General features: G+C 67.7%; 8 protein-coding genes. 1 reads left to right on the plus strand and 7 read right to left on the minus strand.

The genetic code is table 11. The annotated features are described in order from the left end of the window. Positions 1-401 precede the first annotated feature (401 nt). Positions 402-3,734 (plus strand): ABC transporter substrate-binding protein, encoded by a 3,333-nt coding sequence (locus CRT60_RS19935; RefSeq protein ID WP_244592639.1) that lies wholly within the window; start codon positions 402-404, stop codon positions 3,732-3,734. A gap of 89 nt (positions 3,735-3,823) precedes the next feature. Here CRT60_RS19935 and CRT60_RS19940 read toward each other — a convergent pair whose 3' ends face one another. From CRT60_RS19940 to CRT60_RS19970, 7 genes are all read right to left on the minus strand, one after another. Beyond that, the gene (locus CRT60_RS19940; protein ID WP_204562024.1) at positions 3,824-4,573 is read right to left on the minus strand and encodes an N-acetyltransferase; all 750 of its coding nucleotides are present in this window, start codon (positions 4,571-4,573) and stop codon (positions 3,824-3,826) included. Between the two features lie 23 nt (positions 4,574-4,596). After that, positions 4,597-7,035: an MFS transporter gene (locus tag CRT60_RS19945; protein ID WP_244592640.1), complete on the minus strand. Its 2,439-nt coding sequence runs from the start codon at positions 7,033-7,035 to the stop codon at positions 4,597-4,599. 32 nt (positions 7,036-7,067) lie between these two features. Next, positions 7,068-8,183 carry an ABC transporter substrate binding protein gene (locus CRT60_RS19950; protein ID WP_244592641.1) on the minus strand — a complete coding sequence of 372 codons (1,116 nt, stop codon included), beginning with the start codon at positions 8,181-8,183 and terminating at the stop codon, positions 7,068-7,070. A 59-nt stretch (positions 8,184-8,242) separates the two neighbouring features. Beyond that, positions 8,243-9,424: an alanine racemase gene (gene alr / locus CRT60_RS19955; protein ID WP_098738276.1), complete on the minus strand. Its 1,182-nt coding sequence runs from the start codon at positions 9,422-9,424 to the stop codon at positions 8,243-8,245. A gap of 105 nt (positions 9,425-9,529) precedes the next feature. After that, a complete protein-coding gene (locus tag CRT60_RS19960) occupies positions 9,530-10,009 on the minus strand; it encodes a hypothetical protein (RefSeq protein WP_244592642.1) in 480 nt (159 codons plus the stop codon). Between the two features lie 25 nt (positions 10,010-10,034). After that, the gene (locus tag CRT60_RS19965; RefSeq protein ID WP_098738278.1) at positions 10,035-11,123 is read right to left on the minus strand and encodes a tetratricopeptide repeat protein; all 1,089 of its coding nucleotides are present in this window, start codon (positions 11,121-11,123) and stop codon (positions 10,035-10,037) included. Between the two features lie 75 nt (positions 11,124-11,198). Then, a complete protein-coding gene (locus tag CRT60_RS19970; protein ID WP_244592699.1) occupies positions 11,199-12,785 on the minus strand; it encodes a peptide ABC transporter substrate-binding protein in 1,587 nt (528 codons plus the stop codon). Between the last annotated feature and the right edge of the window lie 50 nt (positions 12,786-12,835).

Raw genomic sequence — 12,835 nt, forward strand, 5'->3', positions numbered from 1 at the left:
CTATATCCATCGGGAACACTCCTACTGGTTTCAGCCGCGCCTTGACTGGAAAGGGGTTGTTTTATGTTATCCCTGCCAATAACAAATTACCGACTCGGTGAAATGTTTAGATTCCAGACTTTTTGATTTGTTTCAAAGAAAGGTTGCGGCATTCATTAAGACTCTATCACTTAAAGGTGAGGATGCCGTGATAATCGGAGATTTCCCGCACTTGACCGCGCGCACCGCGCGTAAGGCTTGATCCTCGCCGAGCCGTCGGGCCTACTGGACCTGCGCAATTCGCCGTAGTCCGGCGCCTGCCCGCCACCTTCCCGCCGATGTGGAGTCCTGGGGTTGTCCTACCGATGCGCTTGATCGCCATTCTCCTGTTTTTGGCGGCATTGCTGGCCGGAGGATTGGCGGTGCCATCGCTGACGGCGCGATCCGCGATTCGGGACAGTGCCGGCACGGTCCGCATCGCCTATGCCGGAAACCTGTCGGAAGGCGGCCAGGACATCGTCAAGGCGCTGGGGCTTCTGGCGGACGGCATCAACGCCACCGGTGGAATCGACGGGTTGCAGCTTCAGTTCGTGCCGTTCGACGATCACGGCGTTTCTCCCAGCGCCCGCAAGGCCGCGGCGGAGATCGTGGAGGACGACAGCATCCTGGCGGTGATCGGCCACGACAGTTCCGCCACCTCCCTTGCGGCCGCCCCGATCTATGCCGCCGCCGGCATTCCCGCTTTGTCACCGATGGCGAGCGAGACCAGCCTGACGCGGAACAATGCCTGGTATTTCCGCATCGGGCATTCGGACGAGCGGGAAGCCGCCTTCATGGCCGATTACGTCCGGCTCGGACTACTTGCCGATTCGGTGGCGCTGCTGCGCACGCCGCAAACGGTCACGGAGCGGCTCGCGGTTCCCCTGCGTGACGTAATGCCGCAGCGTGGGGTCGGGTTGCGGCTGGATGCGGCGATCAATCCGGCGGCGAGCGGCTTTGCCCGCGACATCGCCGATTTCGTCGGCACTCTGCGCGGGCTGCCTGCCGAGACCGTCGTCATCCTTCTGGCGACGGAGGAGCCGGCGGTCATGCTGATCCAGGCGCTGCGCGATGCCGGTGTGACCAATCGCATTCTCGGCCCCAACTGGCTGGGAGCGCCATCCTTCGGCAAGCAGCTGTCGCGGCTGCCGCGCGAATCGTCCCATCCCGGCCTCTACACGGGCAAGCTCTTCGTCATCAGCTCCTTCCTGCCGGACATCGCCAACCAGCAGGCGAATCGCCTGCTCGCGGCTTACGATGCGCGGTTCGGGCCGCTCGGCAACTGGGCGGCGCTCTATGCCTACGACGCCGGGCAGCTTCTGGTCGCCGCCGTGCGACGGGCGGGGCTGGCGGACAGCTGGAGCACGCGCGCGTCGGCGCGGCGCATGGTGCGCGACCAGCTCGCCGCCATCCGCTCGGTGCTGCATGCCGTGCCCGGCGTCACCGGGCCCTTGTATTTCGGTGAGGACGGAACGCCGGAACGGGCGCTTGGCATCGGCCAGTTCACCACCGGCGCCGGGCCGGAGGACGGGCTGACCACCGCGCTGACCCAGCTGCGCTATGCGGCCGATGCGGAGGGAAGCGGCGGAAACGGCAGCCGCGGCGCGATGAGGCCACTGTCGGTGGTTCATGTCGGCATGTCGGTCAGCCGCATCTCCGACATCGATCCCGTCAACCGTTCGGCGCGGATCGAGTTCGACCTGTGGTTCCGCTACCGCAACGTTCCCGGCAGCCCGCCGCCGGAAGCGGTCACCGACATCCAGTTCCTCGACACCGTGGAGCCGGTGATCCTGGGCGTTCCCGTCGAACAGGTGCGCAATGGCGACGAGGATTACCGGCTCTACCATGTCACCGGCCGCTTCCTGATGGATGCGTGGCAGGATGCCCGCGCGCCGCTGGGCGGACATCGGGTCGGCCTGCGGTTCCGCAGCCGCGACCTCAATCACGAGCGGATGATCTTCGCCGCCGACGAAGGCGACGGCTCCGCCCACCGCGACCTCGCACGCGTGCTCGCCGGGCGCAAGGTGGCCGGGGCGGGCTGGGCGGTGACGGACGCGGTTCTCACCGCCGACATCCCGGCGGCGGTGCCCGGCGCCCAGATCCGGCCGGAAGAGCGGCGCGCCGGGCGCGACGCCCCGACGGTCCGCTTCGAATTGTCGATCGAGCCGCAGGATCGCGGATTGCGCCGGCAGATCGGCGGACTTCCCGCCCTTATCGGGGTGTGGGGGGCCTGTCTGCTGCTGCTGGCCCTGCGCGGGGCCGAGGCATGGCAGTCGGACCGCCGCTTTCCCCGCCTGTTCCTGCTCGCCGAGTCGGCGGCGACCGGGGTTGGCCTGCTTGCCGCCGAATCGGCACTGATCGACGGCTTCGCGCGGATCGATGCCGAACGGGCGATGGCCGCCACCGTCACCGCCTTCGACGTGGCCTGGTGGCTGGTCCCCGCCCTGTTCATCAATCTGGCCCTGCACCGCTTCGCCTGGGATCCGCTGGAGGCCTCCAGCGAGCGGGCGATCCCGCAGGTGGTCAAGAGCACGGTGTCGTTGCTGATCCTGATCCTGGCGGTCTTCGGCGTGATCGCGCAGGTCTTCCAGAAGGACCTGACCAGCCTGCTCGCCACCTCCGGCGTGCTGGCGATGATCATCGGCCTGTCGCTGCAAAGCAACCTGTCCAACATCTTCTCCGGCATGGTGCTGAACCTCGAACGGCCGTTCCGCCGTGGCGACTGGATCAAGGTGGGGGATGCGCCCATCGGTCAGGTGATCGACATCTCCTGGCGCTCGACCAAGATCCAGACCTTCAACAACACGGTGGTCAGCATTCCGAACGCGGTCGCGGCGGGGACGCGGATCGAGAACTGCTCGCACCCCAACAACCGCTTCATCGCCCAGATGCTGCTGCATGTGACGCTGGGCCACGACCCCGACCGGATCGTCAATCTGCTGACCGACGCGCTGCGGCTGGTGAAGAGTGTCGATGGGCGCAAGCATCTCGGCCTTGTCTGGGTGAAGTTCAACGGCATCGACGAATTCGGGATGCGTTTCCTGGTGTCGTTCGACCTGACCGACCGCTCCCTCCTGCAATCGCAGGAGCATGCGGTGCTGATCAGCATCCATTCGGTTTTCCGCCATGCCGGAGTGACGCTGGCGCAGCGCCACGCCAACATCCGGCTGGTGGAGGGGGGAACCGACGCCGCCGACGCCCATCCGGACGCGGCGTCGCTGATCGCCGCCGCTCCCCTGTTCCAGCCGTTGGACGTGTCAGCCCGCGAGAGGCTGGCGGCCGGCGCCCGGCCGCAGCGGGTCGCCATCGGCAAGCCGCTGTTCCGCCAGGGCGATGCCGGCCGGTCGCTGTTCCTGGTGGCGGAGGGCATCGTGGCGCTCAGCACGACCGGCCTGGACGGCACCGAGATCGAGCTGTCCCGCCTTGGACCGGGCGCGCTGTTCGGCGAGGGCGCCCTGCTGGACGGGGCCGCGAGGACGAGTTCGGCGCGCACCCTGGGGCCGGCGCTGCTGTACGAGATCGACGAGACGGTGCTGGCACAGGCGCTGGACGGCCAGCCGTCGCTGCGCGACCTGCTGGGCCGCATCGCATCCACCCGCTCGGCGGACGGGCACGGCAGCGTCCGCCCGGACGAGGACGACCGTCAGCGCGGGCAGGGGACCGGCATGCTCGCCCGGCTGCGCGACGCCTTCGGCTTCAGCGACGTCAATGCGTGACAGCGTGACCGTCCGGACTAGGGTCGGTCTGATGCTTATTGAAGCAACAGACAGACTCTAACCTTTTGATTTTCCGTGTGATTCACGCTTCAAGCGATTCCGCTTGAACCGATCACACTCCAGCCGGACCGCTTCCGCGCCCTGATGCGGTCCACAAGGCTGCCGGGAACCGGGGGGGCGAAGCGGACGTGGCCGGGGGTGGCACCGGTCGCGGCACCTTGGGGCCAGCCGATCCATCCCCGCGCCATCAGGTCGATCTGACGCTGCACATCCATCAGCGCCACCATCTCCCCGCCCTCGGGAACCGCGCCGTCGCCCGGCGTGATGCGGAACAGGGTATGGCGCAAGTGGCCGTCGAATTTGGGAGCGGCCCAGACCATGGCGAAGCCGCAGGCCAGCATGCTGCGCAGGCTGGGCGGATTGTCGGCGCGCACGGTGACGAAACCGTAGTCATGCGGAGACTCGGGAAACAGCCGCCAGTCGACCACCGCGACCATCCGCTGTTGCAGCCGCTGCCCGCGGAAGGCGGGATCGACGATCACCGCGGTCCAGTGGACCACCGCGTCCAGTTCCCCATCCACGAGCCCGAAGGGAAGGCCCATCGAGTCGGGCTGCCGGCCGGGAAACAGCAGCGAGAAGAATCCGACCAGCCGGTCGCCGGCCAACGCCCCCACCGTCAGGCCGCGGGGGCCGAGCATCTCGGCGATCTGCTCGCCGCTGACCGGATACATGCGGTCGCCGACCGCCGCGTCTTGCAACGCGGCGATGGCCGGCGCCCAACTGCCGTCGAGAACCGCCATGCGCAGCGGACTGCCCTCCGTCCGGGCCTGTGCCGCCATCTTCCTCAGGCCGTTTTGGTCCCTCATGCCGTTTTGGCCATGAATGGGCGCCGGCGCAGGGCCAGGACGGACAGTCCCAGATGAAGCAGCAACGCCGCCGCCAGACCGAGGCCGATCAGCGTCGCGCCCGCCCCGCCGGCGACCGCAGCGGCGCTGAACAGCATCGGGCCGATGACCTGACCGATCTTCCGGGCGTTCAGATGATAGGATTGCGGAACCGCGAGCCCATGGGTGCCCACGACAGGCAGCCGCTCAAGATAGCGCTGCTGCGCGGTCAGGCCGAAACTGTCGCTGAGGCCGAGAAGCAGGATCGCCAGGAACGCCCCGACCAGGCTCCCGGTCAGCGCGAAAGTCGTCAGTCCCGCCGCCATGATGAGGCCGGAGGCGAGGACCGGCAGGCCGGGGGAGAGGTTGCTCGACCGCATCAGGCGCGACAGCAGCGGACCGAGATAGACGATGCACAGGCCATAGAGCAGGAAGGCCTGACCGACCGTGGAGGCCGGCTGTCCCAACCCGCTGGCGAACAGGGGGAAATAATAGATCAGGAACATGCTGCAGGCAGAGGTCGGAACCGACACCAGCAGCAGGAAGGCGAGGAAGGAGCCGTCGCTCCACACCCGCCGCGCGGGTGCCGTGTCGCCGTCCGGTTTCGCGTCGGCGACAGCGGGGGCGGCGGCAGCGATGGCGGCCGCTCCCGCCGGTTCGGGAGTCAGCAGCAGCAATTGCCCGATGCCCAGCGTCAGCACGACGGCGGCGATCAGGAAAACCGCGTGGGGGCCGATGGCGTCCGCCAGCAGGCTGCCGACGACCGCGCCGCAATTGACGCCGACATACATTCCGGAAAACAGGTCGGAATAGGCGCCGGTCGCCGGATCGATCCGGCGGATGCGGTCGATCAGGCGGTACAGCCCCATCAGCGCCGTCATCGTTCCGGCGCCCACCAGACCGCGCGCCACAATGAACAGGAGCGGATCGCCGGTCATCCCGGAGACCACGGCGCCCAGCACGGCGACAGCCAGACCGGCGGCGGTCATCGTCCGCCAGGGCAGCCGCGCGCTGATCCGTCCCGCCAGCAGGATCGCCAGCGCGCCGCACAGCATCTCCACCGACACCGGAATCGCCGCCGCCTGGGGCGGAGCCAATCCGAACAGGCCGCTGTCGAAGGTCTGCATGATGACGGGAACGAAGGAGGCCGACAGGAACATGCCGAAATAGAGCACGAAGGTGAGGAAGCGGAGGCCGGCCAGGGACCGGCCGGTCGCGGCGGCGGCATCGGCGCCCGCTACCACCGCCTCTGTCTCGGTTACCGTCTCCACCGTCGGCCGCATCCGCCGGCTGACGAAGGCATGCAGTTCATAGATGAACATCAGCGAGATGATCAGGATCGTCACGTTGTTGGCGACGACCTCCAGCATGTTGCGCTGGATGAAGTCGCTGTCGATGACAATGCGCAGGGTCGGCGTCACGAAGTCCGCGTCGGTCGCCAGCGCCCGCCCGGTCACCAGATCCCCCTTGGCCGCCGGCTGGCCGGAGCCGAGCGAGCCCGACAGATCGGCCCCTTCCGGAACGGCCAGCGACATGCCCTTGAAGTGGGGAACGATGCCGATGATCTCGCGGAAATAATCGTCGATGCCCGAGAAGGTATGGTAGGTCGCACCGCGTCCGATGACCGATCCGATGTCCGTCGCCACGATGTTCTCGACGATCCCGGTGGTGTTCTCCACCGTGCGCAGATAGGCGTCGCTGAAGGCGCCGTAGCCGGTCACGCCGACCGCGATCTGCACCAGCGCCGCCACCGCGAGCGCCGCGCGCCCGGAGCGGGGCCGTCCGAGCCCGCCGCGTCCGCGTTCCGGCAGCAGGGCAAGGCCGCCCAGCAAAAGGATTGCGGCAGCGCCCAGCGTGCCGACGAGGATCAGCGTGTGGCGTTCGAACGCGCGGACGTATTCGTCGATCACCGAATCGCTGGCCGCGATCATCAGGGTGCCGATCCAGCGCCCATCGCTGGGATCGCGGATCGCCAAGTACAGTTCGTACGACCGGTTGTCCGTATCGTGATAGTTGAATGAAGCGTTTCGCTTGAACTCTTCGGTTGTCCGGCGCTGTTCATAGCCGGAAAGCCGGTCGCCGGCGCGATCCTTGAAGCCGTAGGTGCCGATGGCGTAGGCGATCTGTCCGTTCGGCAGCGCCACCGCGACTCCGTCCGCCTGCGGCAGATAGGTCCTCAGCTGGTTGAGCGCCCGCTCCATGCCGAAGAAATTGTCGATGGTCTTGCCGTATTTCACCGCATATTCGATGCTGGTGACCACCTTTCGGCCGGCGACGCTGAAGGTGGAGAACAGCGCATCGCCGCAATCCCGCCGGAAGGTGCCGAGATTGATGCCGGCGCTGAAGACCAGCGCCGCCACGATCAGCAGCACGGATGGCAGGAAGGTCGCCAGGAAACGGCCGGTTTTGCGTTGCACGGGGCGGGTCCTCTCGGCTGATGGCGGGCCGCTCAAGGCATGGTGCCGAGGCTGGTGTAGATGTTGTCGGCGGCCAGCAGCGCCGACATCGCCGGGCGGTAGCCCATCCGGTTCGCGACCGCGAGATTCCAGGCGATGGTCGGCGTGTCGAAATAGATCTGGCGCATGTCCGCCAGCCTCTCGCCATTGGCCAGCCGGGCGATCACCGACGCGCCGAACTGGCCGATCCCGTCGAAATCGCTGCGGGCGACGCTCATCAGGGCGCCCTGCGCCACCTCCTCCGGTCCAAGCTGCGAGAAGGTCGGGATGCCGCGCTCCTGGAAGATGCGGACCAGGGGCGGGAAGCGCTCCAGGCTCCAGCGGCCGAAGGTGATGTACATGGCATCGACCTGCCGGGAGAGGTCGCCCCAGGCCGCGGCGAGGTCGGCGTAATAGCGTTCCTGATCGTCGGGCCCGACGGGCGCCTGGACATGGCGCGCCACCAGTTCGTACCCCAGCTGTCCCGCCATCGCCTCGATGTCGGCGATGGAGGCGATGGCGCGGCCGGCCGGGCTGTTCTCGTAGGCGATCCCCAGCCGGCGGAAGCCGAAGGTCTCGTGGAAGATGCGGATCTGGCGGTGATAGCGCTCGGGATCGACATGGGCCCAGACATGATTGCGGCCGGAGTGCTCCACGGCGGCGACGATGCCGGCGGCAACCGCATTGGTCGTGGAGAACACCAGCGTCGGGACGGCGTGGCGGTCCAGCGCCAGCTTTCGCCCGGCGATGGTGCCCATGACGATCATCAGGTCGATGTCGCCGCCGCTTTCCAACCGCTGGAGGATCGGTTCCGCCGACGCCTGGTCCAGCCCGCCGTACCAGCCGTCGGCGACGAAGCGGATGCGCGGCCCCAGGTCGCGCGCCGACAGCCAGCGCCAAAGCGCCTCGCTGTCGCTCTGGCCGGCGTCATAGGGCATCCGTGCCGCACCGTTCAGCCAGGACAGGGCGTCCAGTCCCTTCACGATGCTGGCCAGGGTGCCCGCATAATTGCCGTAGGGCATCGTTTCGGCATAGCCGATGCGCCAATGCCGCCCGTCGGTCAGCTTCGGCAGCAATGCGTTGTCGGTCGCCCGGCCTGCGTGCGCGCCACCGGGAAGAAGGGCGCTCATGAGCGCCGTGCCGGCGCCGGCGATCGCTTGGCGCCGGTTCGGCATCCGTCCGCATCGGCTCATTCCATGCCCCCCACCTGTCCGGCCGAATGCCCGGAGAGCCGGCGCGCCACGCGCGGCCCCAGCATCAGGATGGCCGACGGGCGGATGCCGTTGGCCTTGCCGATGTCTTCCACCGTGATCGTCTCGATGCCCTGGGCGCCGACGAATACCGCCTCGTCGCCCAGCGCGGCGTCCGGGATGTCGGTGACGTCCGCCAGGACCTTGCCCATGAAGGCTTCGCCGATCAGCGGAGCCCGCCGCCCACGGATCAGCACGGCGCTGTCGCGGAAGCGTAGCAGATAGGGGAGGTCGGCATAGCCCACCGGAATCATCGCGGCCCGTCCTCCGGCCCCGGCCGGTCCTCCGCTCCGTCCATCGCTCCGTCGCCGGGCGGCCGGACCGTATCCGATGTCATCCCCCGGCTCCAGCCGGCAGAAATGCGCGACGCGCGACACCAGCTCCATCGCCGGCCGGAACGGGAAGGGCGCGCCGCCGGCCTCGACCATGCGGATGCCGTAAAGCACCGCACCCAGCCGGACCATATCGAAGCGCGCGCCGGGCGCATTGAACAGGCCGGGGCTGGTGACGGCATGGACGAGCGGCGGCCTCGGCAGATCAGCCGGCAGCCGGTCGATCAGGGTGTGGAAGCCCGCGACCTCGCGCCCGATCTGGACGGGGTCGTCGCGGTAGGGACCGATCATGTGGGTGAACAGCCCTTCCACCCGCAGATTGGCGAGGCTGCGCAATGCGCGCAGGAGGGGGACCAACGCGTCCCCGTCCGCGCCCAGCCCGGCGCAGCAGGATCTGATCCTGACATGGATGTCCGCCGGGCGTCCGGCCCGGCGGGCGGCGGTTTGCAGCGCTTCGGCCGTTTCGACATCGCTGACGGTCGCCGTGAGGCCGAACCCGATCACGGGGGATGCGTCGCCGGGGCAAAGCGGGTTCATCACCAGGATCGGCGATGCGATCCCCGCCTGCCGCAACTCGATTCCCTCATCCGGGCTGTCGACGGCGAAACCGTCGATGCCTGCATGTTCGAGCGCCCTGGACACCGCCAGGGCACCATGACCATAGGCGTTCGCCTTGACCACGCCCAGGATGCGGGCGCCACTGTCCAGCATCGACCTGGCCATCGCGAGATTGGACGTCAGCCGGTCGATATGAAGGACGGCATGGCAGCCTGCGACATCAACGGTCATAACGACCGGCCCGTACCGCTGTTTTCGGTTGCTTGCATCGTCTCCGCTCTGAAAATCCGACCGGAGCCCGCGGGCCCCGGACCATTCACCGGCAATCGGCCGCCATCAATGGGCCGCTGCCGGGATAACCGCGGCGTCGGCCGGGCCATGGGCTCCGGCCGGGTCGGGGCCGTGTCCCGTTCCATGGTCGGCGCCATGGCCTCCCCCATGCCCACCGCCATGGCCGCCCCCGAAGATCGAGGCGATCGGGCTGGAATGCCCGCCGCCGTGATCCCCGCCATGGTCGTTGCTGACGCCGAGCAGGCCGTAGATCACCAGCAGCAGGACGCTGCTGCTGTGGCCGCCGCCATGGTCGTCATCGTGGCTTTCGCCATGGCCCTTGCCCTTGCTGCGGTGCGCCGACGCATGCTTGACCTCGGCATGGACCGGCACCGCATGGCGGACGTGGCGGCCACCGTGCCCGCTGCCGCCGCCATGCCCACCCGCTGCAACGGCCGGCGCCGCCGCGACCAGGAGGGCCATCGCCGCCGCGACGGCAGCGGCGATGGCACCGGAGATGGTTGTGGAGTGTGCGTTCCGCCTCATGTTTCGGCCCCCCTCCATCAGGTCGTCAGTTCATGCTGGCGGTGGCCGGCACGTTCTGGACGGTGCCGATCAGGTTTTCGGTGTAGACGACCTCCTTGGGCGCGAGCTTCAGCGCCTTGGCGGTCATCCGCTCCGCCTCCTCGCGGCGTCCCTGGGCGCTCAGCACCTCGGCCCAGCTCGAATAGACGTCGGAGAAGTTGGTATCGGTCCGGCTGGCCTCGTCGAACTTGGCGTAGGCCTCGTCGATCCGGCCGGTCAGGGCCAGGGTGAAGCCCCATTCGCTCAGCGCCGCCGCCTTCACCGCCGGGCTCTGCACCACGTTGGGGTGCTGCACCACCGCAGTGAAGTTCCGCACGGCCGAATCGTATTCGCCGAGCCGGGCATTGACGACGCCCAGGTTCAGGCGCGGCGACAGGAAGTTGGGGTCGAGATGCACCGCCTCCTCGAACTGGTGGATGGCGCCGTGGCGGTCGTTCTGCTGGTACAGAACCATGCCCCACAGATTGTGCAGCCAGGGGGCGTAGCGCGAATCGTGCCCTTCCAGTTCCCGGCGCAGGATTTCCAGGGTCGGGGTGAAGTCGCGCGACAGCCGGTCGCGCTTGAACTGGTAGGCGGCCAGAATGTAGGGGTTCACCACGCGCATCGCCTCATAGGCGGCGCCGTGGATCAGGCCCTTCATGTCGTCGACCGAGCCGTTGCGCGAGATCCGCGTCTTGTTGTGGTGGCTGTCGTAGCTGCGCAGGATGAATTCGACCTGCTGGTCGTGGCGCACGATTTCCCCGGAGAAGGTGAAGGGGATCATGTGCGCCGATTCCTGCACCACGCGGATCAGCGGGGTGACGCCGAGATATTCGCCCAGCACCGAGGTGGCGCTCTGGTCGGCATGCAGCTCGACCTGACGGGCTTCGGCCTTGGTGAAGGCCTGCCGCTCGATCTCCTGCATGTCGTCGGCCAGCTTGGTGATCACCACCGCCGGCGTCAGGCCGGTTTCCTGGGAGATCGAATCGGGCACGTCGACATAGTCGAAATGGATGGTCTGGGTGTCGGTGAACACGGCGAAGCCGAAGGCCATCGCCAGTGTCACCAGCGGAATGGTGAGAAGGCCGAAATCCATGTGTTTCCCCCTGTCGCTCTGCTTTCGCTGTGCCGTCTGTCTGCTGTCAGGCTGTCGTGGACGCCGTGGCGGCGGTCACGAGGCGGCCTTTTCGGCGATGGACAGGAAGCGGCTGGGATGGACGTCGCGCACGTTGTAGACCCAGCCCTTGATCTGCTGGCTGACCAGCGATTTGGTGGAGAAGTGGTAGATCGGGATGACCGGGTCGTCGTCGATCATCGCCTTCTCGGCCTGGCCGAGCAGGGAGGAACGCTGGGCCGCATCCTCGCTGGCCGCCGCCTTGGCAAGCAGGTCGTCATACTTGCGGCTGCGGTATCCGGGATCGTTGCGCGGCGGCAGGGCGGTGGACAGCATCAGGTTGAGGAAGACGGTGGGGTCGGCGTAGTCGCCGATCCAGGCGGCGCGGACGATCTGGAAATCGCGCCGCGCGCGGCGCTTGAGGTAATCGGTGCGTTCGACGCTGACCGGCTTGACCTGGATGCCCTTGCCGAAGGCGTCCTGCCACATGGAAATGACGGCGTCGGCGATGACGCGGTTGTTTTCCGACTGGTTGTAGAGGATCTCGACCGCCAGCGGCTGCATCGGGCTGAAGCCCGCGGCCGAGAACAGGCGGCGCGCCTCGCGCAGGCGGTTGTCCATCGGCTCGGCGATGAAGTCGGCGGTCTGGCGGCGATAGTTCGGGACGATGGGCGGCACCAGCCCATAGGCCGGCGTCTCGCCGGCGCGCGTCACCTTGTCGACGATGTTCTCGCGGTTGACCGCCAGCGACAGCGCGCGGCGCAGGTCGCGGTTGCTCTTGAACGGCTCGACCGTGAGGTTGAAGGCGTAATAGTAGGTCGCCAGGAAGGGCCTGTTCCAGAACACCTTCGGTTCGGTCAGCGAAATCCACTTCACCCGGTCCTGCGGCACCTCGTAGGTGAGGTGGAGGGTGCCGGCCTTGAAGCGGTCGACCTCCTCGGCGGAATCGTCGATGGGGAAGAAGTTGACCTTGTCGATCGAGACGCCGCTGCGGCCGTGGAAATTGGCGTTCCTGCCCAGGCCGATCTGCTGGCGGGCCCGCCATTCCTCAAGCACATAGGCGCCGTTGCTGACCATCTTGCCGGGATCGGTCCAGCGTTCGCGCTGGGACTCGACGGTGCCGCGATGCACCGGCAGGGCGCTGTTGTCGGCGGCGATCAGGTCGAGGAAATAGGGAGTGGCCGCCTCCAGCGCGATGGTCACGGTGCGCGGGTTCGGCGCCGCGACGCCCAGCGTGTCGGCCGGCTTGGCGCCGTCGATGACCGCGGCGGCACCCTTGATGACGCGCATGTTGGAGGAGGGCTGGATGCCGTCCTTGGGCGTCAGGGCGCGGCGCAGGCTGTAGACGAAATCCTCGGCCGTCACCGCATCGCCGTTGGACCAGCGGGCATCGGCCCGGAGCTGGAAGCTGTAGAGCTTGCCGTCCTCCGAGACCTGCCAGCTTTCGGCGACGCCCGGCAGGATGCGGCCGTCGGGGCCATACACCACCAGCCCTTCGAACAGGTCGCGCAGGATGTTCGATTCGATGCGACCGTCCGTGCGGTGCGGGTCGAGCGTCGACGGCTCGCCACCGTTGCCGCGGTTCAGCACCGTTGCCGCCTGCGCCGCCGTCCCGGCGAAAAGCGCAAGCCCGGCGGCAACCATCACCGCCGATACCTTTTTCTTTAGCTCTGTCACCGGTAGCCTCGCAATCT

It is taken from the genome of Azospirillum palustre (genome assembly GCF_002573965.1).
Lineage (GTDB): Bacteria > Pseudomonadota > Alphaproteobacteria > Azospirillales > Azospirillaceae > Azospirillum > Azospirillum palustre.